At 35.5% G+C, this 26,900-nt stretch carries 25 protein-coding genes and 1 other annotated feature; of the genes, 2 read left to right on the forward strand and 23 right to left on the reverse strand.

What is annotated here, in order from left to right; translation table 11 throughout:
- The first annotated feature begins 16 nt into the window (after positions 1-16).
- On the forward strand, positions 17-1,717 hold the full coding sequence (locus V6C74_RS11075) for a 5'-nucleotidase C-terminal domain-containing protein (protein WP_016898728.1): 1,701 nt from the start codon (positions 17-19) through the stop codon (positions 1,715-1,717).
- A 693-nt stretch (positions 1,718-2,410) separates the two neighbouring features.
- Here the strand turns inward: V6C74_RS11075 and V6C74_RS11080 are convergent.
- The 4 genes from V6C74_RS11080 to V6C74_RS11095 form a co-directional block, all read right to left on the reverse strand.
- Positions 2,411-3,367 (reverse strand): ornithine cyclodeaminase family protein, encoded by a 957-nt coding sequence (locus tag V6C74_RS11080; RefSeq protein WP_016898729.1) that lies wholly within the window; start codon positions 3,365-3,367, stop codon positions 2,411-2,413.
- Positions 3,368-3,442: 75 nt separating this feature from the next.
- The gene (locus V6C74_RS11085; protein ID WP_002452484.1) at positions 3,443-3,712 is read right to left on the reverse strand and encodes a hypothetical protein; all 270 of its coding nucleotides are present in this window, start codon (positions 3,710-3,712) and stop codon (positions 3,443-3,445) included.
- 303 nt (positions 3,713-4,015) lie between these two features.
- Positions 4,016-4,522, reverse strand: a complete 507-nt coding sequence (locus V6C74_RS11090) for a GNAT family N-acetyltransferase (RefSeq protein WP_002432968.1) — start codon at positions 4,520-4,522, stop codon at positions 4,016-4,018.
- A gap of 133 nt (positions 4,523-4,655) precedes the next feature.
- A complete protein-coding gene (locus V6C74_RS11095; protein ID WP_016898730.1) occupies positions 4,656-5,843 on the reverse strand; it encodes a glycine C-acetyltransferase in 1,188 nt (395 codons plus the stop codon).
- 185 nt (positions 5,844-6,028) lie between these two features.
- Here V6C74_RS11095 and V6C74_RS11100 point away from each other — a divergent pair, with 185 nt between their 5' ends.
- Complete coding sequence (locus tag V6C74_RS11100) at positions 6,029-7,195, forward strand: M20 family metallopeptidase (RefSeq protein WP_002452482.1); 1,167 nt, start codon at positions 6,029-6,031, stop codon at positions 7,193-7,195.
- Positions 7,196-7,409: 214 nt separating this feature from the next.
- Here V6C74_RS11100 and tuf read toward each other — a convergent pair whose 3' ends face one another.
- The 19 genes from tuf to V6C74_RS11195 all read right to left on the reverse strand — a co-directional run bounded on the left by tuf (position 7,410) and on the right by V6C74_RS11195 (position 26,897).
- Positions 7,410-8,594: an elongation factor Tu gene (tuf, locus tag V6C74_RS11105; protein ID WP_002432994.1), complete on the reverse strand. Its 1,185-nt coding sequence runs from the start codon at positions 8,592-8,594 to the stop codon at positions 7,410-7,412.
- Positions 8,595-8,812: 218 nt separating this feature from the next.
- Positions 8,813-10,894 carry an elongation factor G gene (gene fusA / locus V6C74_RS11110; protein ID WP_002452481.1) on the reverse strand — a complete coding sequence of 694 codons (2,082 nt, stop codon included), beginning with the start codon at positions 10,892-10,894 and terminating at the stop codon, positions 8,813-8,815.
- Between the two features lie 117 nt (positions 10,895-11,011).
- Entirely contained in the window at positions 11,012-11,482 is a 471-nt protein-coding gene (gene rpsG / locus V6C74_RS11115) for a 30S ribosomal protein S7 (RefSeq protein ID WP_001137495.1), read from the reverse strand.
- A gap of 70 nt (positions 11,483-11,552) precedes the next feature.
- A complete protein-coding gene (gene rpsL / locus V6C74_RS11120) occupies positions 11,553-11,966 on the reverse strand; it encodes a 30S ribosomal protein S12 (RefSeq protein ID WP_002433334.1) in 414 nt (137 codons plus the stop codon).
- Between the two features lie 90 nt (positions 11,967-12,056).
- Positions 12,057-12,317, reverse strand: coding sequence for a ribosomal L7Ae/L30e/S12e/Gadd45 family protein (locus V6C74_RS11125; RefSeq protein ID WP_002433271.1), 261 nt, complete (start codon positions 12,315-12,317; stop codon positions 12,057-12,059).
- Positions 12,318-12,459: 142 nt separating this feature from the next.
- Positions 12,460-16,056, reverse strand: a complete 3,597-nt coding sequence (rpoC, locus tag V6C74_RS11130; protein ID WP_161799215.1) for a DNA-directed RNA polymerase subunit beta' — start codon at positions 16,054-16,056, stop codon at positions 12,460-12,462.
- 162 nt (positions 16,057-16,218) lie between these two features.
- Entirely contained in the window at positions 16,219-19,770 is a 3,552-nt protein-coding gene (rpoB, locus tag V6C74_RS11135) for a DNA-directed RNA polymerase subunit beta (RefSeq protein ID WP_002433101.1), read from the reverse strand.
- Between the two features lie 215 nt (positions 19,771-19,985).
- Positions 19,986-20,594, reverse strand: a complete 609-nt coding sequence (locus V6C74_RS11140; protein WP_016898732.1) for a class I SAM-dependent methyltransferase — start codon at positions 20,592-20,594, stop codon at positions 19,986-19,988.
- Between the two features lie 206 nt (positions 20,595-20,800).
- A complete protein-coding gene (gene rplL / locus V6C74_RS11145; protein ID WP_002433406.1) occupies positions 20,801-21,169 on the reverse strand; it encodes a 50S ribosomal protein L7/L12 in 369 nt (122 codons plus the stop codon).
- Positions 21,170-21,208: 39 nt separating this feature from the next.
- Positions 21,209-21,709 (reverse strand): 50S ribosomal protein L10, encoded by a 501-nt coding sequence (gene rplJ, locus V6C74_RS11150; RefSeq protein WP_002433246.1) that lies wholly within the window; start codon positions 21,707-21,709, stop codon positions 21,209-21,211.
- Positions 21,710-21,748: 39 nt separating this feature from the next.
- Positions 21,749-21,895 (reverse strand) — a sequence feature (ribosomal protein L10 leader region).
- 94 nt (positions 21,896-21,989) lie between these two features.
- Positions 21,990-22,685: a 50S ribosomal protein L1 gene (gene rplA, locus V6C74_RS11155; RefSeq protein ID WP_002452478.1), complete on the reverse strand. Its 696-nt coding sequence runs from the start codon at positions 22,683-22,685 to the stop codon at positions 21,990-21,992.
- 221 nt (positions 22,686-22,906) lie between these two features.
- A complete protein-coding gene (gene rplK / locus V6C74_RS11160) occupies positions 22,907-23,329 on the reverse strand; it encodes a 50S ribosomal protein L11 (protein ID WP_002433084.1) in 423 nt (140 codons plus the stop codon).
- Between the two features lie 194 nt (positions 23,330-23,523).
- Positions 23,524-24,072: a transcription termination/antitermination protein NusG gene (gene nusG / locus V6C74_RS11165; protein ID WP_002432993.1), complete on the reverse strand. Its 549-nt coding sequence runs from the start codon at positions 24,070-24,072 to the stop codon at positions 23,524-23,526.
- A 10-nt stretch (positions 24,073-24,082) separates the two neighbouring features.
- Complete coding sequence (gene secE / locus V6C74_RS11170) at positions 24,083-24,265, reverse strand: preprotein translocase subunit SecE (RefSeq protein WP_002433350.1); 183 nt, start codon at positions 24,263-24,265, stop codon at positions 24,083-24,085.
- A 56-nt stretch (positions 24,266-24,321) separates the two neighbouring features.
- Complete coding sequence (gene rpmG, locus V6C74_RS11175) at positions 24,322-24,465, reverse strand: 50S ribosomal protein L33 (protein WP_002452476.1); 144 nt, start codon at positions 24,463-24,465, stop codon at positions 24,322-24,324.
- A gap of 117 nt (positions 24,466-24,582) precedes the next feature.
- The gene (locus V6C74_RS11180) at positions 24,583-25,155 is read right to left on the reverse strand and encodes a sigma-70 family RNA polymerase sigma factor (protein WP_002432990.1); all 573 of its coding nucleotides are present in this window, start codon (positions 25,153-25,155) and stop codon (positions 24,583-24,585) included.
- 74 nt (positions 25,156-25,229) lie between these two features.
- Positions 25,230-25,757, reverse strand: a complete 528-nt coding sequence (locus tag V6C74_RS11185; RefSeq protein ID WP_002433453.1) for an NYN domain-containing protein — start codon at positions 25,755-25,757, stop codon at positions 25,230-25,232.
- The gene (gene rlmB / locus V6C74_RS11190) at positions 25,754-26,503 is read right to left on the reverse strand and encodes a 23S rRNA (guanosine(2251)-2'-O)-methyltransferase RlmB (protein WP_002452475.1); all 750 of its coding nucleotides are present in this window, start codon (positions 26,501-26,503) and stop codon (positions 25,754-25,756) included. The genes V6C74_RS11185 and rlmB overlap by 4 nt, the downstream gene beginning before the upstream one ends.
- A gap of 7 nt (positions 26,504-26,510) precedes the next feature.
- Entirely contained in the window at positions 26,511-26,897 is a 387-nt protein-coding gene (locus V6C74_RS11195) for a Mini-ribonuclease 3 (protein ID WP_002433421.1), read from the reverse strand.
- Positions 26,898-26,900 lie beyond the last annotated feature (3 nt).

The following is a 26,900-nucleotide window of genomic DNA, read 5'->3' on the forward strand; positions in this document are numbered from 1 at the left end:
CAAAAGGAGGAACTATATGAAAAAAATCATAATCACTATTATCACTTTATTTATAACCCTTGGTACGATACTAAACTTTAACCTCGTTAATGCTTCAGAACAACACACGCACTCAAATGACAATCAAAGTAAAACTGAACACACAATATTACATACTAATGATATTCATGGTCGCTTCGTAGAAGAAAAAGGACGTGTTATTGGCATGCCTAAATTAAAAGGTCTCAAAAATAAAGAAAAACCAGATTTAGTTTTAGACTCTGGGGATGCCTTTCAAGGATTGCCAGTTTCTAACCATTCAAAAGGTGAACAAATGGCTAAAGCAATGAATAAAGTAGGCTATGACGCTATGACAATTGGTAATCATGAATTTGATTTTGGCTATAACCAATTATTAAAATTACAAAAACAGCTTCATTTTCCAATGATCTCATCAAATATTTATAAAAACGGGAAGCGCATTTTCAAACCTTCAACTATAATTAAACGTAATGGTGTGCGATACGGTTTAGTAGGTGTTACAACTCCCGAAACTAAAATTAAAACCTCTCCTGATGCTGTGAAAGATGTAGAATTTAAAGATCCATTGAGCAGTGTGAAAGGTGCTATTAAAGAAATGGATGGTAAAGCAGATGTATATGTTGTTTTATCTCATCTTGGCATCGATAAAAATACTAAAAAAGAATGGCGTGGAGATTATCTAATTGAACAATTATCCAAAGATAACTCAATAAAAAAACCAATCATAGTTTTAGATGGTCACTCACATTCTGTTATAAAACATGGCAAAAAGTATAATCATGGTATCTTAGCTCAAACAGGTACTGCTTTGGAAAATGTAGGCAAAATTAGTTTTCTTTTTAATCATCATAAAGTGTCAGATTTAAAAGCGAGTCTGATTAACGTCAAAGATACAAATAAAATAAAAGCTGATCCCTCAATAGAAAAACAAGTAAATAAAGCGAATAATGAATTTAAAAAAGAAACATCTAAAGTGATTATTCCTAATAATAAAGTTGAATTTAAAGGCGATAAAAATATAGCTCGTACTCAAGAAACGAATTTAGGAAATCTAATTACAGATGCGATGGAGGATTACGCAGCGAAAAACTTTAAACATAAGCCAGATTTCGCAGTGACTAATGGCGGTGGTATTCGCGCTTCCATCTCTAAAGGAAAAGTCACTCAAAACGATATTATTACAGTGCTGCCTTTCGGTAATTTAATTTCACAGATTAAAGTTAAAGGTATGAATGTGAAGAAAGCATTTGAACATAGTCTAGGTTCTCCTACTGAAACAAAAGATGGTAAGAAACAACTATTACCAAATGGCGGTTTCTTACAAGTTTCGAAATCAATACGTGTTTATTATGATATGAATCAAAAATCTGGCTCAAGAGTTCGAGATATTCAAGTTCGTAATCGTGAGACCGGAAAATTTGAAAAATTAAATCCTAATAAAACATATTATGTTGCTACCAATGATTTTACCGCTAACAAAGGTGATGGCTACGATATGTTTGGAGGACAACGTGAGGAAGGTATTTCGCTTGATGAAGTCGTAGGAAATTATATTCAAAAGCACAATTTAAATGAATATAATACTAATAATCCTGAAAGAATCATTAATGGAAAATTAGATTCAGTGAAAAAATCAACGCATAAATCAGACAATGGTAAACAATCAAGCAATCATACTCACAAAAAGTCAGCCTAAATATACAAGAGACTCTGAGATAAAATAATCATTCTCAGAGTCACTTTTTTATGATAAAACTCTATTTTATTAAGAAACATATATAGTTAATCAAACGCATAAAGATTATTTACTTACGGAAAATATTAAATAAGACCAAGTTGCTTTTTAATTTAGTCCAAATTAAAAGATACACACGCTTATTGCGAATAATCAACATGATTAGAGTAAATCCCGGAAAGGGGTTCAAATACTGAGACTATTAATCCACAAGATGGCATATAAAGGTGACAGTCATATTTCTTGGGAAATAATTCTCCATCCACTTATAGCAGTCTGCCGTTTGTATGAGGTTACAGTGCCCTCCTACTACTTCAACTACGTTTGCAATTCATAAATGCAAACATTATCATTAATTTAAGTTAAATATAATGTAGGTGATTGTAATGAATGGTGGTTTGAAAACGTATAAACAACGACAAGTAGGTTTGCTATCTAGCTTATTAATCTTTTTAGCATTTATCTTTCAAAATATTTATGTACTTGTAACTAAACATGAGTTAGTGCCTGAGATGCTAAGTACATTTAGCCTACTCGTTTTTCTAATTTTAGCTACACTTTGTGTTAATCAGGTTATATATAATTATAGACATCGACCATGATAGAACTCATATAAAATCCCGCTAGTTAATTTTAGCGGGATTAATAATATGATTAATTATCACTTTCAAGTGCTTTTTTATAGAAATACTGAGCTACTACAATATCAACAATGGCTAGACCCACTGATTTAAATAAAGTTACCTCTTTTTCGTCCTCACGTCCTGCTTTCTTACCTGAGACAATATCACCTAACTCACCATATAACATATTATGAGTTAATATACCCTCTTCATGAGGCACTTTTAAATCGCTTGTCTCTTCCATTGCCGCTTCGGTCGATTCAACAACAATCTTATTAGCGATCATCATAGACTCTGACGGTAATTCTTGCATATCAGGTTTGAATGAACCTACTGCATTAAGATGGACGCCTGGGTGTAACGTGTGTGAATATACTGGTTCTGAAGCATTTGTAGCGGTAACTATAATATCCGCAGCCTCCATTGCTTCATCTGCTTGATCATACGTTTTGGTTTTAACTCCATATTTTTGTTGAGTTGCTTCAGCAAGCTTTTCAGCTTTTTCCTTAGTTCTACTTGAAAAGTGAACTTCCTCAATATTTCTCACAGCCATGACAGCTTCTATGAGACCTTCAGCTTGTACTCCGGCACCAATGACAGTTAATACTTTAGCATCTTCACGAGACAAATATTTTGTAGCCACACCAGAAATCGCGCCTGTTCTAATTTTAGTTAAATAACCACCATCTAGTACTGCTAGTGTTTCCCCCGTTTCATAATCGCTTAGTATTACTGAGCCTGTAATTGTTGCTTTACCTTTTTTAGGATTATCAGGAGCAAATGAAACGGTTTTTAATCCGACAATTTTTAATTCATCTGATAATGCTGGAATCACTAAGTATCGATTCTGTTTATTAAATGGCAACACATGTCTTAATGGGGTTTCAGTCTTACCTTCTGAAAATGCTTTTAGCGCTTGTCCAACCTCTTCAATAACTTCATTCATATTTAATAACTCTGATTGAGTTTGTTCATCTAAATATCGCATTTTAAACTCTCCTTTATACCTTGAGGCTTTTAAATAACATTCCCTTAGATTTTAGTATCTAACATAATTGAATGATTAAAATAGTATTGCTAAAAGTATCGATGTGAGTATCACTAAATTAAATAAATTGATAAAAATACTCATATTGAGCGTATCCTTAATATCGTCTTGAGTTCTTGATATAAAACTAAATATCAATGAAATGATAAGTAAGAAAATGCTAAATAAAGCAAAAAATGAGACTATATCTGGTCCTACTTCACTTATACGTTTTAAAGATAGGCTAATCCAAGTGATTAAAATAATATAATTAAATAGGTTCATTCCATATATTACATACTTCATTAATACCACCCGATTATTTAAATATATTTTTTACTATCGTTTCAAATTTGAATTATAATTTACATTGTTACTTTCACTCATATAATAATACACTCTGATTAAAATAATAAGTAATCCGATAAATGAAGCTAAAATATCGGATTTATTAAATTTTTGTTGTGACAATGTAAATTCCGTGCTATTCTATTATTTATAAATAAAAGGCAATGTGCATTAACACATTACCTTGCGATTTTGCTTCTTTTTAGCAAAACTATTTAATTAACTTTTGACAACTATCACCCTTCTTTTGAAGGGTGATTTTTATTTATTCAAAATTTGATATCGATTAACAACTTTCCCATTCTTTTTAATATAGGGTTCGATTTCATAACCACCATATTTTTTTATGACATTTTGAGATGCGTAATTGAATGGATTTGTAGTCATAAGAATTGTTTCAACATTTCGTATTTTTAAGTAGTCAAGGGCTTGTCCTAATAAGGTTGAGGCATATCCTTTACCTCTATATGATCGAGCTACGCCATACCCAATATGACCCCCAATGTTTCTTAATCGATGATTGAGTTCGTGTCTAATATCCACCGCGCCCACAATATTTCCATCAACAAAATAAAATAATGTTGTGGTGGGAACCCAATCTTTACTTGGTCTTTCTTGATTAAGATAATCAACCATATCTTTGAAGGACTGATATTCTTTTAAATTCGTATTTCCTGGTACAACTTTTTCATTATTGTCATACCATTCTTGAATATAAACGTTGAATGTTTCTTCATCTTTATACGTAAGTTGTCTTAATTCTTCCACTCCGTTATACCTCTTCTCATCCATTCATTTCACTATTATTGTAAAATGAATAAACCACTATATTAAAGTATTTTAAATCAGAAAAATTAAAGGCACTCACTCTCTAAGAGACAAGTGCCTTAAGAATAACAATCTATATAATATTTAATTCTTTTCCAACCTTCTCATAAGCATCAAGGGCTTTATCTAACATATCTTTAGTATGAGCAGCTGTAGGCATATTTCTTACACGACCGGTACCTCTAGGAACTGTTGGGAATACTATTGACTTAACATAGATTCCTTCTTCTTTAAGACGTTTACTAAACTCTTGCGTATCTTTTTCATCTCCAATAATGACTGGAGTAATTGGTGTTTCAGATTCCCCAGTATTAAAACCTAATTTAGAGAGTCCATCTTTTAAATATTGTGCGTTATCCCATAATTGATCATGTAATTCTGTAGATGCCATTAATTTTTTAACAGCTTCAGTAATAGCCTTAGTATCTCCAGGTGCTAATGAAGTCGAGAATAAGAACGGTCTTGATTGTGCTTTTAACCAATCAATTAATTGTTTAGAGCCCGCTACATAACCACCTACAACACCAATGGCTTTAGATAATGTGCCAATTTGGAAGTCAATTTTATCTTGTAAACCGAAATGTTTAACTGTACCTGCACCTTTACCCATAACACCTGAACCATGAGCGTCATCAACATAAGTTAATAAACCAAATTCTTCAGCAATTTTTACAATTTCTGGTAGCTTAGCAACATCCCCATCCATACTAAATACACCATCAGTAATATACATTACTTTATTGTATTGTCCAGACTCAACAGCTTCTTTAGCTTTTGTACGTAAATCCTCCATATCTGAATGATTTACTCGAATAATTTTAGCTTTAGATAAGCGACAACCATCAATAATAGAGGCATGGTTTAATTCGTCAGATAAAATAGCATCATTTTTATTTATAACAGCTGATATAGCAGCCATATTACAATTAAATCCTGATTGATATGCAATAGCTGCTTCAGTACCTTTAAACTGTGCAAGTGTATCTTCTAACTCATCATGTAAGTCCAATGTACCATTAATTGAGCGTACTGCACCTGCACCCACTCCGTGTGAATCAATTGCTTTTTTAGCTGCTTCTTTTAAATCTTCATTTGTAGCAAGTCCTAAGTAGTTATTTGATGATAAATTGACGTAGTTTTTACCATTAATTTTGATTTCAGGACCATTTGCTCCCTCAATTGAGTCAATTTCGTTATATAAGCCATTGTCTTTTAAATATTGTATATTTTCATCTAAAAACTCATTTAGTGATTGAACCACAATTAAATCCCCCTTGTGTTGTCTATTTTCTTTAATCATACCTTAATTTTCAGAATCATGAAAGCCTTATCATTTATAGGTGTTATCACATTGTTTTATTGAAAAATAATTAATATGAAAGCCTACTTTAGCTTAATCAATAATGATATACTAATTACGATAATAAGAAGGAAGAAGTGATAAATGTGTTTGATTGGTTCCAATTGGCTAGCAAAAAAGAGAAAAGAATGGTACAACTACGACGATATTTGCATCAATATCCCGAACTCTCTTTTGAGGAAAAGCGTACGCATGACTTTATCGTGAATCAATTAAGCCAGTTGTCATGTGATATTGTTACTCCAGTTGGCCGTAATGGTATCAAAGCTACATTTAAAGGTAGTGAAAACGGCCCAACTATAGCATTTCGTGCAGACTTTGATGCCCTACCTGTTCAAGAATTAAACGACGTCCCATACCGTTCTAAAAACGAGGGCTGTATGCATGCATGTGGTCACGATGGTCACACGGCAATATTACTTGGAGTTGCTGAAATAGTAAATGAACACCGCCATTTATTAAAAGGAAACGTTGTATTCATCTTCCAATATGGAGAAGAAATTATGCCTGGTGGCTCTCAGGAAATGATTGATGATGGCTGTCTTCAAGATGTTGATAAAATCTATGGTACACATTTGTGGAGTGGTTACCCTTCAGGTACTATTTACTCTAGACCTGGTGCGATTATGGCATCACCTGATGAGTTTAGTATCACGATCAAAGGTAGCGGTGGACATGGGGCTAAACCCCATGAAACCATTGATCCTATAGTCATTATGGCTGAATTTATTTTAAGTGCTCAAAAGATTGTCTCTAGGACGATAGACCCAGTTAAAGAAGCTGTTGTGACATTTGGGATGGTACAAGCTGGATCAACAGATAGTGTTATTCCGGATACCGCCTTTTGTAAAGGAACGGTTCGTACATTTGACACCGAGCTACAAAACCATATTAAGAATAAAATGGATAAACTATTACAGGGATTAGCTGTTGCTAATGATATTACTTATGACATGAATTATATTAAAGGCTATTTACCTGTACACAATCATCCGCAATCTTATGAGGTTGTTAAACAAGCAGCGAATGATTTACATTTAAGATTTAATGAATCAGATTTGATGATGATTGGCGAAGATTTTTCACATTATCTTAAAGTACGTCCAGGTGCCTTTTTCTTAACAGGTTGTGGTAATGAGGATAAAGGTATAACCGCGCCACATCATAATCCATACTTTGATATAGATGAATCATCTTTTAAATATGCTGCAAGCGAATTTCTTAAAATACTAGAAATTGAACATGTATTTTAACGATTTATAATATATAGAGCGTGTTCTACCTTACTTTTAAATAAGTAAGATAGAACACGCTTTTTTTGTGCGGAAAATGAAAATTTAATACTGAGTTGACTTACTCTCAGCTAAACGAGCTTTTCTGAATAAAAAAATAGGAATTATATGTAAAAATTGGAATAAAAAAAGACTCCCAAACTGGGAGTCTCTTTGAAATAATGAATAATAAATATTATTCGAAGATTTCAGTTACAACGCCTGATCCAACAGTACGTCCACCTTCACGGATTGAGAAACGAGTACCGTCTTCAATAGCGATAGGAGCGATTAATTCAACTGTCATTTCAACGTTGTCGCCAGGCATAACCATTTCAGTACCTTCTGGTAAGTTAACAACACCAGTTACGTCAGTAGTACGGAAATAGAATTGTGGGCGGTAGTTACTGAAGAATGGAGTGTGACGTCCACCTTCGTCTTTAGATAAAACGTAAACTTCCGCTTTGAATTTAGTGTGTGGTGTGATTGAACCAGGAGCAGCTAATACTTGACCACGTTGTACGTCTTCACGAGCAACACCACGTAATAAAGCACCGATGTTGTCACCAGCTTCAGCGTAGTCTAATAATTTACGGAACATTTCTACACCAGTAACAGTTGTTTTAGAAGTTTCGTGGATACCGATGATTTCAACTTCTTCACCAACTTTGATTTGACCACGTTCAACACGGCCTGTAGCAACAGTACCACGACCAGTGATTGAGAATACGTCCTCAACTGGCATCATGAATGGTTTGTCAGAATCACGTTCTGGAGTTGGAATGTAATCATCAACTGCTTGCATTAATTCTAAGATTTTTTCTTCGTATTGAGCATCGCCTTCTAAAGCTTTTAATGCTGAACCAGCGATTACAGGTACATCATCACCTGGGAAGTCATATTCGCTTAATAAGTCACGAACTTCCATTTCAACTAATTCTAATAATTCTTCGTCGTCTACCATGTCAACTTTGTTTAAGAATACAACTAATGCTGGTACACCAACGTTACGTGATAATAAGATGTGTTCACGAGTTTGTGGCATTGGACCGTCAGCAGCAGATACTACTAAGATACCGCCGTCCATTTGAGCAGCACCAGTGATCATGTTTTTAACATAGTCAGCGTGTCCTGGGCAGTCAACGTGAGCATAGTGACGTTTGTCAGTTTGATACTCGATGTGTGCAGTATTGATTGTAATACCACGTTCTTTTTCTTCTGGAGCGTTGTCAATCATGTCGTATGATTGTGCAACAGTGTCACCATTTTTAGCTAATACAGTTGCGATAGCAGCTGTTAAAGTTGTTTTACCATGGTCAACGTGACCGATAGTACCAATATTGGCATGTTCTTTTGAGCGATCAAATTTTTCTTTTGCCATTATTAAATCTCTCCTATTCTTAGTAAAAGTTATTTCAAATTTATCTCTCATGATAGTTTCTCACCATCATGAGAAGATAATTGATTGAGTTAAGCCTAAAAGAATTTATAATTCTTTTATAATGCATTTACCCTTAAAAATCAAATCATAAAAGTGATAGCTTAACAATAAGCTCAACCTGTATTTTAACCTAGCATGGCTAGTCTTAACAAGTTAAATTACTCACCTTTATTTTTCTTGATGATTTCATCAGCGATTGATTTAGGAACTTCTGCATAGTGGTCAAAGTACATAGTGTAAGTACCGCGACCTTGAGTGTTAGAACGTAATGAAGTTGCGTAACCAAACATTTCTGAAAGTGGTACAAAGGCATTTACAACTTGTGCATTACCACGAGGTTCCATACCATCTACACGTCCACGACGAGCAGTTACGTCACCCATGATATCGCCCATGTATTCTTCAGGCATTTCGATAGTTACTTTCATCATTGGTTCTAAGATAACTGGATCACATTTTTTAGCAGCTTCTTTAAGCGCTAATGATGCAGCAATTTTGAAGGCCATTTCAGATGAATCGACATCGTGGTAAGAACCATCAAATAATTTAGCTTTAACATCGATTAATGGATAACCAGCTAAGACACCATTTTCCATAGCATCTTTAAGACCTTGTTCAACTGATGGAATGTATTCACGTGGAACTACACCACCAACGATAGAGTTTTCGAATTCGAAACCTCCGCCTGTTTCGTTAGGTGTGAATTCGATATGAACATCACCGTATTGACCACGACCACCAGATTGACGAGAGAATTTACCTTGAACTTGTGCAGATTGCTTGAATGTTTCACGGTATGAAACCATAGGAGCACCTACATTACATTCAACGTTAAATTCTTTCTTCATACGGTCAACTAAGATGTCTAAGTGTAATTCACCCATACCACCGATGATAACTTGTCCAGTCTCTTCATCAGTATGTGCATGGAATGTTGGGTCTTCTTCTTGTAATTTAACTAAAGCTTGAGTCATTTTATCTTGGTCAGCTTTAGATTTTGGTTCAACAGATAAGTGGATAACTGGCTCTGGGAATTCCATTGATTCCAAGATAATGTCGTTTTTCTCACCACATAAAGTATCACCAGTACCTGTTTCTTTAAGACCTACCGCAGCAGCGATATCGCCTGAGTAAACAGTATCGATTTCTTGACGTGAGTTTGCGTGCATTTGTAATAAACGACCTACACGTTCACGTTTATCTTTAGTAGAGTTCTTCACGTATGAACCTGAAGTTAATGTACCTGAGTACACACGGAAGAATGTTAATTTACCAACATAAGGGTCAGTCATAACTTTGAATGCTAATGCAGCGAATTCAGCTGAATCGTTTGGTTTAGCAACAACTTCTTCTTCAGGGTCATTAGCACGGTGACCAATGATTGGTTTAACGTCTAATGGTGAAGGTAAGTAGTCAATTACTGCATTAAGCATTAATTGAACACCTTTGTTTTTGAATGCTGTACCACAAAGTACTGGGTAAAATTCTACGTCAGTAGTTGCTTTACGGATAGCAGCTTTTAATTCATCGATAGAAATTTCTTCGTCACCAAGATATTTCTCCATTAATTCGTCGTTGCTTTCAGCAACAGCTTCGATTAATTGAGCACGAGCTTCTTCAGCTCTTTCTTTGTGATCGTCAGGAATTTCAATTTCATCGATTTCTGTACCTAAATCGTTTGTATATCTAAAGCATTTCATTTCAACTAAGTCAATGATTGCTTCGAATTCATCTTCGGCACCAATTGGTAATTGGATAGGTGCAGCATTTGCTTGTAAACGATCATGTAAAGTGCTTACTGAATATTCGAAGTTAGCACCTAATTTATCCATTTTGTTTACGAATACGATACGTGGTACGCCATAAGTAGTTGCTTGACGCCAAACTGTTTCAGTTTGAGGTTCTACACCTGATTGAGCATCAAGTACAGTAACCGCACCGTCAAGTACACGTAATGAACGTTCAACTTCAACAGTGAAGTCTACGTGTCCAGGTGTATCGATAATGTTGACACGGTGGCCATCCCATTGTGCTGTTGTTGCAGCAGATGTGATTGTGATACCACGGTCTTGTTCTTGTTCCATCCAGTCCATTTGTGAAGCACCTTCGTGTGTTTCACCAATTTTGTGGATACGACCTGTGTAATAAAGAATACGTTCAGTCGTAGTAGTCTTACCAGCATCAATGTGAGCCATGATACCGATGTTACGAGTATTTTTCAAAGAAAAGTCTCTTGCCATGTGTTTTTCTCCTTCCAGTATTTACTGAATAAGTACTATAGATATGGCGATGCCCTAAGCATGAGCCATTATTGGTAAACCTTATAACGGAACACACTCAGGGTAAAAGCTTTCATCTTACCAACGGTAGTGAGCAAATGCTTTGTTTGCTTCAGCCATTTTGTGAGTGTCCTCACGTTTTTTGACTGCACCACCTGTATTATTTGCAGCGTCTAAGATTTCGTTAGCTAAACGATCTTCCATAGTTTTCTCACCACGAAGACGAGCGTAGTTTACTAACCAACGTAATCCTAAAGTAGTACGACGTTCTGGGCGTACCTCAACTGGTACTTGGTAGTTAGAACCACCCACACGACGAGCTTTAACTTCTAATACTGGCATAATGTTATTGATTGCTTCTTCGAATACTTCTAATGCATCACGACCACTACGTTGTTCAACTAAGTCGAATGCAGAATAAAGAATTCTTTGAGCTGTTCCGCGTTTACCGTCTAACATAATTTTGTTAATTAATTTAGTAACTAACTTAGAGTTATGAATTGGATCCGGTAATACGTCTCTTTTTGGTACTGATCCTTTACGAGGCATAATGTAAATCCTCCCTTCCTATTATAGTATAATCTTTAAAAATGTATTTAAAATTTACGTAATCTTAAACTTAATTTTTAGGTTTTTTAGTTCCGTATAATGAACGACCTTGTCTACGTCCATCAACACCTGAAGTATCAAGTGCACCACGTACAATATGATAACGCACACCAGGTAAGTCTTTAACACGTCCACCACGTACAAGTACTACACTGTGTTCTTGTAAGTTATGTCCGATACCAGGGATGTATGCGTTGATTTCAATGTTATTTGATAAACGCACACGTGCATATTTACGTAACGCTGAGTTAGGTTTTTTAGGTGTCATAGTACCTACACGAGTACAAACACCACGTTTTTGAGGTGAGTTTAAGTTAGTAAATTGTTTCTTTTTACTATTGAAACCTCTGTTTAAAGCTGGTGAATCTGATTTCTTAGTTTTGCTTTTTCTTGGTTTACGTACTAATTGGTTAATAGTTGGCATTGAATATGTCCTCCTCTCTTCATTTTTTAATCCCACACATCCAGGTGGTTCATTTTAAGGTTAAATAAAATTTAGTAAGCATCATACTTACTAATTCTCATTCAATAACGCAACAATAGTTGCATTAACATTGATACCTACATATTCTCCTAAAGCCCGCTGGCTAGAAAAAAATGTCACTGGTATATTTTCTTGATTGATATAGCTTAACACGCGAGTTAATAAATGAACTTCAACGTCTTTAGCGATAATCAATGATGCAACTTGATCTTTCTTTAACGCTTTAAGCGTTTCTTTAAGTCCAACTACATAGTGTTGTTTGTTAAAGCGTGCAACTTTTTCATTAGACATGTACATATCCTCCAAAGTTCTGCTTGCATCAACCTTTAATATATTAACATTTTTTAATACACATAGTCAACAATATCTCTAAGCTTTTAAAAATAAATATATAAGAGAGTGAGGTATTAACTCCTCACTCTCAAGTTAAAATTTATTCAGTAATCTCAACATCTTCAGTTACATCTGCTACAGGAGCTGATGTTTTATCATATTGAACATCACTGTAACGTCTCATACCAGTACCTGCTGGGATTAGCTTACCGATAATAACGTTTTCTTTAAGTCCAAGTAAGTCATCGCGTTTACCTTTAATTGCTGCATCTGTAAGAACGCGTGTTGTTTCTTGGAATGACGCAGCTGATAAGAAGCTTTCAGTTTCAAGAGAAGCTTTTGTAATACCAAGCAATACTGGTTTAGCAGTTGCTGGACGTTTACGGTGTTTAAAGGCTTCTCTGTTAGCATCAGTAAAGCTGTGAATGTCCACAAGAGAACCTGGTAATAATTTAGTGTCACCAGCTTCAATGATACGAACTTTACGTAACATTTGTCTAACCATAACTTCAACGTGTTTATCGTCGATTTCAACACCTTGCATACGGTAAACTTTTTGAACTTCTTTTAATAGGTAACTTTCAGTCGCATTAAGTCCTGCTACTGCTAAGTAGTTTTTAGGCTCAATTGAACCTTCAGTAAGAACTTCACCACGTGCCACTGATTGACCAACTTCAACTTTAAGTCTTGAAGTACCTGAAGCTAGATATGATCTAGTTTCGTTAGCACCTTTAACAACAATTTCTTGTTGGCGATCTTTAGCTAGTTTAATGTCTTCTACTACACCTTCGATTTCAGTAATAACCGCTTGTCCTTTAGGGTTACGTGCCTCGAAGATTTCTTGGATACGTGGAAGACCTTGAGTGATATCGCTTCCTGCTACCCCACCAGTGTGGAATGTACGCATTGTAAGCTGTGTACCTGGCTCACCGATTGATTGAGCGGCAATCGTACCAACTGCTTCACCGACTTCAACTTTTTCACCTGTAGCAAGGTTTTTACCGTAACATTTTTCACATACACCGTGACGAGTGTTACAAGTAAACGCTGAGCGGATGTACATTTGTTCAATACCAGCATCAGTAATTTTCTTAGCGATATCTGCAGTAATTAATTCGTCTGGACGAATGATTACTTCATCAGTTTCAGGATGACGAATTGTTTCTTTAGAATAACGACCTTCGATACGTTCAATAAATGGTTCAATCATTTCTGTACCTTCTTTGATATCAGAAACTAATAAACCACGGTCAGTGCCACAGTCTTCTTCACGTACGATAACATCTTGCGCAACGTCAACAAGACGACGAGTAAGGTAACCAGAGTCAGCTGTTTTAAGAGCTGTATCGGCAAGACCTTTACGAGCACCGTGAGTTGAGATGAAGTATTCTAATACTGTTAAACCTTCACGGAATGAAGATGTGATTGGCAATTCGATAATTTTACCTGATGGTGCAGCCATTAATCCACGCATACCTGCTAATTGCGTGAAGTTAGATGCGTTACCACGGGCACCAGAATCACTCATCATGAAAATAGGGTTTGTTTTCTCAAGAGATTGCATTAATTCGCCTTGAATTTGGTCTTTTGCGTCAGTCCAAATTTCAACAACAGCGTTATAACGTTCATCTTCAGTGATTAAACCACGATTATATTGTTTAGTTACACGTTCAACTAATTTTTCATGTTCATCTAAGATATCTTGTTTGTCTGGAAGTACCACGATGTCAGATACACCAACAGTAATACCAGCTTTAGATGAGAATTTGAAACCTAAGTCTTTCATTCTATCTAACATCATAGATGTGTCAGTAATACTAAATCTATTGAATACTTCAGCAATGATGTTTCCTAAGAATTTCTTATTGAATGGCTCAATAAGTTCTTCATTTTCAAAGTATTCTTTTAAGCCACCCTCACCTAATTGAGTCGGATCTATGAAGTATTTATCTGGCGTAGTATCTTCTAAATTTGCTTGACTAGGTTCATTAATATATGCAAATGAATCAGGAATGATTTCATTGAAAATAATTTTACCTACTGAAGTAACTAAGATTTTACTATTTTGAGCATCTGTGAACGTTGGGTTGTTGAATGAGCTTGCATGCACGCCAATACGAGTGTGTAAGTGTACATGACCGTTCGCATAAGCTTTTAATACTTCATTAGTGTCATTGAAAATCGCACCAGTATTAACAGCATCTTTACGTTCTAATGTTAAATAGTAGTTACCTAATACCATATCTTGAGATGGTGTAACAACTGGTTTACCATCTTTCGGGTTAAGGATGTTTTGTGCCGCAAGCATTAACATACGTGCCTCAGCTTGTGCTTCTTTTGATAATGGTACGTGAACCGCCATTTGGTCACCGTCAAAGTCCGCATTGTAAGCTGTTGTTACAAGTGGGTGAAGACGGATTGCACGACCCTCAACTAATGTTGGTTCAAATGCTTGGATACCAAGTCTATGAAGCGTTGGTGCACGGTTAAGTAATACTGGGTGTTCAGTGATAACATCTTCTAATACATCCCAAACTTCATCATCCATGCGTTCGATCTTACTTTTCGCATTTTTGATATTTGTAGCAATTTCACGTTGAACTAATTCCTTCATAACGAATGGTTTAAATAGTTCAAGTGCCATTTCTTTAGGTAATCCACATTGATACATTTTTAAACTTGGTCCAACGGCGATAACCGAACGACCTGAATAGTCAACACGTTTACCAAGTAAGTTTTGACGGAAACGACCTTGTTTACCTTTTAACATGTGTGAAAGTGATTTTAATGGACGGTTACCTGGTCCAGTAACTGGACGACCACGACGTCCGTTATCAATTAAAGCGTCTACTGCTTCTTGTAACATACGTTTTTCGTTTTGAACGATGATGCCAGGTGCACCTAAGTCTAATAAACGTTTCAAACGATTGTTACGGTTGATTACACGACGATATAAGTCGTTTAAATCACTTGTAGCAAAACGTCCACCGTCTAATTGAACCATTGGACGAATTTCAGGTGGGATGATTGGAAGTACATCTAAAATCATCCATGAAGGATTGTTTCCTGAATTTCTGAATGATTCAACCACTTCTAAACGTTTAATTGCACGAGTTAGTCTTTGACCAGTAGCAGACTCTAACTCATCACGTAATAGTTTTAGTTCTTCATCTAAATCAATTTCTTCTAATAGGTCTTTAATACCTTCAGCACCCATTTTAGCTACGAATTGATTAGGATATTTGTCATAATATTCTCTGAACTCTGCTTCAGATAATAATGTTTTCTTCTCTAATCCAGTAGGGCCTGGATCTACTACAACATAAGAAGCGAAGTAGATGACTTCTTCTAATGCTCTTGGAGACATGTCTAGCAATAGACCCATACGACTTGGAATTCCTTTGAAATACCAAATATGTGATACAGGTGCTGCTAATTCAATGTGTCCCATTCTTTCACGACGCACTTTTGATTTAGTTACTTCAACGCCACATCTGTCACATACCATACCTTTGTAGCGTACACGTTTGTACTTACCACAACTACATTCCCAGTCTTTCGTAGGTCCAAAAATTCTCTCACAGAAAAGACCATCTTTTTCTGGTTTTAAAGTACGATAATTAATTGTTTCAGGTTTCTTAACTTCACCATAAGACCATGAACGAATTTTTTCAGGTGAAGCTAATCCTATTTTCATATAATGGAAATTATTTACATCAATCAAGGAGCCTACCTCCTTCAATTTAGATTAGCTGTGCTATTTGATTGATTTATCTTCATTGAAATCGAATACCTTAAAGAGGTTGAAATGATTCACATTTCATTACCTCTTTAAGAATCCTTTTATCTTAAGTGCTTTTTAATCAGTTGTTTCCTTTTGTGATTCAGGAGCATCTTTTTGTTGTAAATCTACTTTGCGTTCTGTTGCATCTTCATCATCAACGTCCGCCATTTCAATTTCGTTGTTTTGCTCATCCATCACTTTAACATCTAATCCTAAACTTTGTAGTTCTTTCATCAATACTCTGAATGATTCAGGAACACTTGGTCTAGAGATGTTTTCACCTTTAACGATAGATTCGTAAGTTTTTACACGACCTACAGTATCGTCAGATTTATAAGTTAAGATTTCTTGTAAAGTATATGCAGCACCATAAGCTTCAAGTGCCCATACCTCCATCTCACCGAAACGTTGACCACCGAATTGTGCTTTACCACCAAGTGGTTGTTGTGTAACAAGTGAGTATGGACCAGTTGAACGTGCGTGTAACTTGTCATCAACCATGTGAGCAAGTTTAAGCATATACATAACACCTACAGAAATACGGTTATCGAATGGTTCACCTGTACGTCCATCATATAATACAGTTTTACCATCGCGAGCCATGCCTGCTTCTTCGATAGTAGACCATACATCCTCATCGTTAGCACCATCAAATACTGGAGATGCAACGTGGATGCCTAGGTTCTTAGCAGCCATACCTAAGTGCAACTCAAGGACTTGTCCGATGTTCATACGTGATGGTACACCAAGTGGGTTTAACATGATATCAATTGGGCGTCCATCTGGTAAGTAAGGCATATCTTCTTCAGGAACAATTTTAGAAATAACACCTTTGTTACCGTGACGACCACACATTTTGTCCCCAACATGAATTTTACGTTTTTGAACGATATAAACTCTTACTAATTGGTTTACACCTGGAGATAATGTGTCGTCTCCTTCTTCACGATTAAACACTTTAACATCTAGTACAATACCACCTGCACCGTGTGGCACACGTAATGAAGTATCGCGAACTTCACGAGCTTTTTCGCCGAAAATTGCATGTAATAATCTTTCTTCAGCTGTTAACTCAGTTACACCTTTAGGCGTCACTTTACCAACTAAAATGTCGCCATCCTTAACTTCAGCACCTACATAGACGATACCTCTATCATCTAGGTTTTTAAGTGCGCTTTCAGATACGTTAGGGATATCTCGAGTGATTTCTTCAGGTCCTAATTTAGTATCACGAGCTTCTGATTCATATTCCTCAATGTGAATAGAAGTGTAAACGTCATCTTTAACTAAACGTTCACTCATAATTACAGCATCCTCGTAGTTGTAACCGTCCCAAGTCATGAAACCAACAACTACATTTCGTCCTAATGCCATTTCACCTAATTCCATTGAAGGACCATCGGCAAGGATTTCATTATATTCAACCACGTCACCAACTGAAACAATTGGACGTTGGTTATAACAAGTACCTGTGTTAGAACGTTTGAATTTAGCTAATGGATAACGGTCTAATTCACCTTCGTGTTCAGTGCCATTTTCCTCAACTAAACGACGCACCAAAATTTCACTAGATTCAACGTGCTCAACACGACCTCTGTGTTTAGCAGTGATTGCAGCACCAGAGTCACGTGCAGCCACATGTTCCATACCAGTACCAACAAATGGTGCTTCAGTGTTCATCAATGGTACCGCTTGACGTTGCATGTTCGCACCCATTAATGCACGGTTAGAGTCATCGTTTTCTAAGAATGGAATACATGCTGTAGCTGCTGATACAACTTGTTTAGGTGATACGTCCATGTAATCCATTTTTTCTTTTGCCATAACTGTGTTATTACCACGGAAACGACAAACAACCTCGTCATCTAAGAAACGACCATTTTCGTCTAAACGTGAGTTGGCTTGGGCAACTACATAGCTATCTTCTTCATCAGCAGTTAAGTAATCGATTTGATCTGTGATAGAGTTCGTATCTAAATCAACTTTACGATACGGTGTCTCGATGAAACCAAATTCATTTACTCGCGCATAACTTGATAATGAGTTAATTAAACCAATATTTGGACCCTCTGGTGTTTCAATTGGACACATACGACCATAGTGTGAGTAATGAACGTCACGTACTTCCATTTGAGCACGTTCACGAGTTAAACCACCAGGTCCTAATGCTGATAGACGACGTTTGTGAGTCAACTCAGCTAATGGGTTAGCTTGGTCCATGAATTGTGATAATTGAGAACTGCCAAAGAATTCTTTAATTGATGCAATAACTGGACGAATATTGATTAATTGTTGTGGTGTAATTGAATCAGTGTCTTGGATTGACATTCTTTCACGCACGACACGTTCCATTCTTGATAAACCGATACGGAATTGGTTTTGTAATAATTCACCAACTGAGCGTAAACGACGATTACCTAAGTGGTCGATATCATCTGTATAACCAATGCCATTTAATAAGTTAAAGAAGTAACTCATTGAAGCTATGATATCAGCTGGAGTTATACATTTAACTTCTGAGTCTGGTAATGCATTACCGATAACAGTAGTTGTACGACCTTCCTCGTCATTAGGTACGTATACTTTGATTGATTGAATTTCAACTGGTTCGTCAATAACGCTACCTTCAAGTTCAAAGACTTCGCTATTAGCGTTTGTTTCTAGAACTTCCATAATTTCATCAATCTTACGACGATCTAGTACTGTGCCTTCTTCAGCTACAATTTCGCCTGTTTCACTGTTAACAATAGGCTCTGCTAATTTTTGATTGAATAAACGATGTTTTAAGTGTAATTTCTTATTAGCTTTATAACGACCTACGCTTGCTAAATCATAACGTTTAGGGTCAAAGAAACGTGAGTATAATAAGCTTTTAGCATTTTCTACTGTTGGTGGTTCGCCAGGACGTAAACGTTCATAAATTTCTAATAAAGCTTGTTCTGTGTTTTCAGTACCATCTTTTTCTAATGTATTACGTAAATATTCACTTTCTCCTAGTAAATCAATGATTTCTTGATCACTTGAAAAACCAAGTGCACGTAATAATACAGTTAATGGTAATTTACGAGTTCTATCGATACGAACGTACACTACATCTTTTGCGTCAGTTTCATATTCTAACCAAGCACCACGGTTAGGAATAATAGTTGCATCGTAGTTTTCACGTCCATTTTTATCAATCTTTTCATTGAAGTAAACGGATGGTGAACGTACCAATTGAGATACGATAACACGTTCAGCACCATTGATTACAAATGTACCAGTGTCTGTCATTAATGGGAAATCACCCATGAAGACTTCTTGTTCTTTAACTTCGCCTGTTTCTTTAATAATAAGACGTACTTTGACACGAAGAGGTGCAGCATAAGTAGCGTCACGATTTTTTGATTCTTCTAAATCGTATTTTGGTTCACCTAATCTATAATCTACAAATTCTAAAGATAGGTTACCTGTGAAATCTTCAATTGGAGAAATGTCTCTGAACATCTCTAATAAACCTTCTTTAAGGAACCAATCGTAAGATTTTGTTTGAATTTCTATTAAGTTTGGTAATTCTAATACTTCTGAAATTCTCGCGTAATTTCTACGTTTACGATGTCTTCCATATTGGACAACTTGACCTGCCAAACAGATTCACCCCTCAAAAATTGTGTGTTTTACTTATACATTGAAATAGGACACAATAAAGAATATAAAAGACAAAAAGAAAACGGCAACACTTATGATGACACCATTTTCGATTTATATTTATACTTAATTTATTTATCCTTTTACGTAAAAGTACACACTTATTGAACATAAATTTTTACATTTTATAACTATATCAGAATACGATTTTGAAATCAACCTTTTAAACTTTTCAAAATATAATATCCTTTACTCTTATTAACGACTTCTACATGGTTAAAGCATTCTTGCATTTTCTTCTTTGCAGATGGCATACCTTGTTTCTTTTGTATCACAACATAGAGTGCACCTTGATCTTTTAATTTGCCATAAGCCTCTTCAAAAATTCTATGCACTACATCTTTACCAGCTCTAATAGGTGGATTTGTCAGAATGTAATCAAATTGTTGATCACTTACACCTGACAAGCAGTCACTTTCTATTATTTCAGCATTTTCAATTTGATTTTTAGTTTTATTCATTTCAGTAAGAACCAATGCTCTATTATTTACATCTAACATATATAATTGATGATGTGGCGAAACTTTAGCAATAGTTAACCCGATAGGCCCATATCCACAACCAACATCGGCAATATATTTACTAGGTCCAGGCGGATGTTCCTTTAAAAATGTTTTAATTAACAAATCCGAACCATAGTCCACCCTATCTTTTGAGAACACACCGGTGTCAGTAGTGAACTCTAAATGCACCTTATCAAAATGATAACTTATTTTCTTTTGATTGCTTTTCACTTCAGGATTTACATCATAGTAGTGACTCATGTCCACACCTCAATTAAAATTTATTCGTATGCTTAAGCTAGTCAATATATAATACTAAATATACTTACAAGGTAATTAAAAACCCCGTTATCGCAATAACGGGGTTTTAATTTCTCAAAGAATTCAGGTTGTATTTGACTCGACAAAACTTATAAAGTTGGTCGAACAAATCTCTTCAACCTAACTATTTAATTAGAGAGTAGAAACTATTTTAATTCTACAGTAGCTCCAACTTCTTCTAATTGTTCTTTAAGTTTTTCTGCATCTTCTTTAGGCATAGCTTCTTTAATTACTTTAGGAGCTCCGTCTACTAATTCTTTAGCATCTTTTAATCCTAAGCCAGTTGCTTCTTTAACTGCTTTAACAACTTTGATTTTTGAAGATCCAGCTGAAGTTAATTCAACATCAAATTCAGTTTTTTCAGCTGCTGCGTCGCCGCCACCAGCTGCACCTGCTGCTGCTACTGGAGCTGCTGCAGTTACACCAAATTCTTCTTCAATTGCTTTTACTAAATCGTTTAATTCTAATACTGACATTTCTTTAATTGCTTCAATGATTTGTTCTTGATTAGCCATTTTAAAATTCCTCCGTTTAATTTAATTTTTTATGCGCGATTATTCAGCGCTTTCTTCTTTTTGTTCACCAACGGCTTTAACTGCATAAGCGAAGTTGCGTACTGGAGCTTGTAATACTGATAAAAGCATTGATACAAGACCATCGTGTGAAGGTAATGAACCAACAGTTTTAACTTCTTCAGCTGAGATTACGCTACCTTCCATAACGCCTGTTTTAACTTCTAAAGCTTCGTGTTCTTTAGCAAATCCTGCGATAACTTTCGCTGGAGCTACAACATCTTCAGTTGAAGTTGCGATAGCTGTAGGACCTGTTAAGAATTCATCTAAGCCTTCGATACCTGCTTGTTCAGCTGCACGACGAACCATAGTGTTTTTGTAAACTTTGTACTCAACACCTGCTTCACGTAATTGTGAACGTAATTCAGTAACTTCTGCTACTGTTAAACCACGGTAGTCAACGATAACTGTTGATACTGAATTTTTAAGTTGTTCAGCAATAGTATCTACTTGTTGTTTTTTTGCTTCAATGATAGCAGACATTCAGACACCTCCATTTATATTTTTTCGGTGCTTTTTTTAATAACAATAAAAAAAGCACTTTCTACCCACGGCAAAAAGTGCTTGAAAGATCATTAATCATCACGTTCAAGTCAATTTTAGCCTCGGTAGGATGAGTTTTAAGTTATAAATAACTCCTACTGTCTTAGGTAAAATAATCACAATTAATAATATAACTGCTTTATTGTAATAAGTCAACAAAAAATTTACAGACTGAAAGATTGCTTCCTTCAGTCTGTAATCATGTTGCATTATTTAAAATTTATAGTTTGAAAGATGAAGTATCAACTTTAACTCCAGGGCCCATTGTTGTAGTTACAGCAACAGATTTGAAGTAAGTACCTTTAGCAGAAGATGGTTTAGCTTTTGCTAAAACGTCTTGTAAAGCTTTAAAGTTTTCAACTAATTTTTCATCGTCGAATGAAACTTTACCGATTGAAGCATGTACGATACCTGCTTTTTCAGCACGGTATTCAACTTTACCAGCTTTGATTTCTTCTACAGCTTTTTTAACATCCATTGTTACTGTACCTGTTTTAGGGTTTGGCATTAAACCTTTAGGTCCTAATACACGACCTAATTTACCAACTTCGCCCATCATGTCTGGAGTAGCAACAACTACGTCGAAGTCAAACCAACCTTGTTGGATTTTTTGTACGTAGTCTGATTCTCCTACATAATCTGCACCTGCTTCTTCAGCTTCAGTGATTTTATCGCCTTTAGCGAAAACTAATACACGTTGAGATTTACCAGTACCGTTAGGTAAAACAACTGCACCACGGATTTGTTGGTCATTTTTACGTGTATCAATTCCTAAACGGAAAGCTACTTCAACAGACGCGTCAAAGTTAGCAATGCTAGTTTCTTTAGCTAATTTAATTGCTTCTTCAACACTATAGTGTTGAGTACGATCAACTTTGCTAGCTGCTTCTTGATACTTTTTACCTTTTTTAGCCATTTATTGTTCCTCCTTTAGTGGTTTTAGCGGAATTTCCTCCCACATTTACTTGCCTATCGCAAGTTAAGAGCAGATAACAGTGGAAAGAGAGTGGTCCAGAAATATAATTTATGTCCCGTCCTCTTACTCATAGACAATATCAATTGTTTACCTTCTCTGTTACCTGCTTTTATCGTCTAAATTAAGTTCATTTTTAAAATTAAATTCGTTAATACGCTTAATTATTCTACAGTGATACCCATGCTACGTGCAGTACCTTCGATAATACGCATAGCTGCTTCTTCGTCTGCAGCGTTTAAGTCTTGCATTTTAGTTTGAGCAATTTCGCGTACTTGATCTTTAGTTACTGATGCAACTTTTGTTTTATTAGGTTCACCTGAACCTTTTTCTACGCCAGCTGCTTTTTTAAGTAGTACTGGAGCCGGTGGAGTTTTAGTAATGAATGTAAATGAACGATCTTCATATACACTGATTTCTACCGGAATGATTAAACCTGCTTGTTCTTGCGTACGTGCGTTGAACTCTTTACAGAATCCCATGATGTTCACACCTGCTTGACCTAATGCTGGACCAACTGGTGGTGCTGGGTTCGCTTTACCTGCAGGAATTTGTAATTTAACTACTTTTTCTACTTTTTTAGCCACGATGTGCACCTCCTTGATATCGTGATGTGGTCACAGGGCTCAGTTTTGCCCTCCCACTCTTAAACATTTCGTGACGAAATGAACGCTCTAAAAGCGCGACCACATTATTTTAACACTCGCTCTATTAAAAAATCAATAGTAAAATTTCATCTTTTAGTTGAAGTTTTATATTAATTTTTTGATAGACGTTTAAATTAAAGTTTCTCAATTTGATCGAATTCAACTTCGACCGGTGTTTCTCGACCAAACATATCTACAAGTACAGTTAATTTAAATTTATCCGCTTCGATTTCTTGAACTTCGCCTACTTGATTAGCAAAAGGTCCTGATTTGATACGAACTTGTTCACCAACATCAAGTTCAACATCAATAGTTTTCTCTTTAAGACCCATTTGCTTAAGAATGAAGCGCACTTCTTCAGGAAGTAGAGGATTAGGTTTAGAACCCGCACCTGCAGAACCTACGAATCCTGTAACACCTGGTGTGTTACGAACGACATACCATGACTGATCCGTCATTACAAGCTCAACTAGCACGTAACCTGGGAATGTTTTTTTAACAAGTTTCTTAGCTTTACCATCTTTAACTTGTGTTTCTTCCTCTTCTGGTATGACAACTCTAAAAATTTGCTCTGTCATATTCATAGATTCTACTCTTTTTTCTAAATTCTTTTTAACTTTGTTTTCATATCCAGAATAGGTATGCACAGCATACCAACGCTTTGCGCCCACTTCTTCAGACATGTCTCCACTCCTAACCTAATAATAATTGTTTCAATGCATTAATACCTACGTCTAAGGCATAGAAAAAGACTAAGAAGAATATAACTGTAGATACAACGATTACAGTGTATTTGAATAGTTCTTCTTTTGTCGGCCAACTTGTCTTTTCCATTTCTGATTTAACGCCTTTAAAGAAGTTCTCTTTTTTAGCCATTAGTTAGACCTCCACATTTTAAGCCTCAACTTTAAAGTCTCATTCAGCTTAATAATCTATTTCGATTCTTTATGAACTGTATGCGAATTACACTTCGGACAATACTTTTTCAGTGTTAATCTCGTTGCCGAACCTTCCTTTTTAGGGACGTTGTAATTTCTATTGCCACAAACCTCACAATTTAAAGGTACTTTCTTCACGATTATTCACCTTTACTCATTATAATACCAATATACTATACATAAATGTCGTAATAAATGTCAAACATACATTCTTTGCTATAATCACCTAATTACTAGGGAATAATACAGACAATTTCATTTCCTTAATTGTCGTTTCATTTTCATTTTACAACGTTGTATGGCATTGTAAACGTCTTTATCTTTAATCTCTAATGCTTGTGCAATTTCTCTCGGTTTATATTCTTTAATAATTAGTTTTAAGACGTCTCTTTCCAATCCGCTTAATGTAAATGCTTGGCTCATAATTTCCTTTGATAATTCTTCTCTTAAAAATGACCTCTCAACTTCATCAAGTGCTAATGAACAATGATAATCTACAACGTACTCGTTGATAAGCATCACATGTCGATGACGTTCAGCTCTACTCTTTCTTAAGTAGTCATACTTAACAGAGCGAATGAGAAAGTACAAATATCTTTTGAATGGAATTGCTCTACTAAAGTCATAATGTTGAAGTGCTCGATACATTTTTATGATAATCTCTTGATACATATCCTCAATATCAAATTGATTCGATGTTATGTATCCAATTTTTCTAAAAATGAGTGGTCTCAACTCTCTAAGTAGCGTCTCAAATATACGCTCGATATCTTCAGTTTCGATGTTGAAATGATACTGTGTTAATTCATCTTGATGTCTTTGATTCAATCACGTATACCTAACCTTCCTTTATTGTTAGGTTAGTTTATATGACTTAGATTAAATTTATCAATACCACTGTATTAATCATTTCGATGGTTTCCACGTCTGATTTTTTCAAATTCTTCTAGTATCTCATTTGATAACTGAATTCGAGTTCTGGGTTTCTTTTCACTAAAATCATCAATTGATTTGCTCACTGTGATTTCATTTTCTTTTAAATCGCGCCACATTTCCCTTGAAGATATGCGGTATGCCCCAGATCCAAAAATGGCATGTTGCTCGCTCATATCACTCGTAACAACGGTGATATGCGTTGTATGTTTATCATATAACTCATATACATAACGTTCGATAAAACTATCTGCTGTTTCTTTCTCTTTAGTAAACACCGTTCTAACGCCATGGTATACGTATTCTCTTTCAATTCCGGATTGTTCATATGCATCAAATACACACACAATTTCATCAGCAATAAGTGCATTATAGTTTGCTATGGCATCCAAAAGTTGCTCTCTTGCTTCTTCTAAACTCTCTTTAGCAATCGCACTTAATGCTGAAGATTGACCTATCATATTATAACCATCGATAATTAGATATCTTTCCTTCATGACATCTCTCCAGTCTCATCTCTTTTACGAAATACTTCATACATCATCAAGCTTGCTGCTACAGAAGCATTGAGACTATTAACATGTCCAACCATAGGTATTTTAATGTAAAAATCACATTTATCACTCACTAAGCGACTCATTCCTTGTCCTTCGCTTCCGATCACGATAGCTAAAGACATATCCGCCTGTAAGTCACGATAATCCGTAGCATTACTTGCTTCAGTACCTGCGACCCAAAAACCATTTTCTTTTAATTCATCGATTGTCTTAGAAAGGTTCGTAACGCGTATAACTGGAACATGTTGAATAGCTCCAGTTGAAGCTTTTGCAACAGTCTGCGTGAGCGCTACTGAACGTCTTTTAGGAATAATGACCCCGTCTACTCCAGTTGCATCAGCAGTCCTTAATATAGAACCAAGATTATGCGGATCTTCTAGACCATCTAAAATTAAAATTGTAGAAAAGCCATCTTTATTCTTCTGGCTTTGTAAAAATTCATCAAAATCTTCATATTCATATGGAGCGACTAATGCAGCAACCCCTTGATGAGGTGCATTTGATAAAAAATCTAATTTAGATTTTGGCACGGTTTGAACTATCAATTTTTGAGCTTTTGCATTTTTTAAAATTTCATTAATCTGTTGTTTTTTTATACCATCTTGAATCAAAATCTTATTTATAGCATGCCCCGAAACAATCGCTTCTTTAACTGCATGTCTTCCTACTATGACAGTATCCTCCACGTTCTCACTACCTTTCATTTACTATTTCAACAATAGTTTGAAGTAATTCTTCTAAACGCGCATGTTGATGATCTAAATATAAAAAACCTATAACTGCTTCCAAGGCTGAACTTTTTCGATATGTTTGAACATCAGTATTTTTAGCTTTGGTATAGCTTTTAGCATTACGTCCCCTTCTCAAAACATTTAACTCTTCTTCAGTAAACCAATCATTAGATATTAAATACTCTAATGTCTGAGCTTGGCTTTTAGCAGAAACATATTGTTTTGATACCTGGTGTAGACGATTCGGTTTACTTTGTAATTTAAGAACAATATATTCTCGTACATGTTGATCTAATACGGCATCGCCCATATAAGCAAGCGTCAATGGATTTAATAATTTAACATTCATTAT

Origin of the sequence: Staphylococcus capitis subsp. capitis, from assembly GCF_040739495.1 — a bacterium.
Lineage (GTDB): Bacteria > Bacillota > Bacilli > Staphylococcales > Staphylococcaceae > Staphylococcus > Staphylococcus capitis.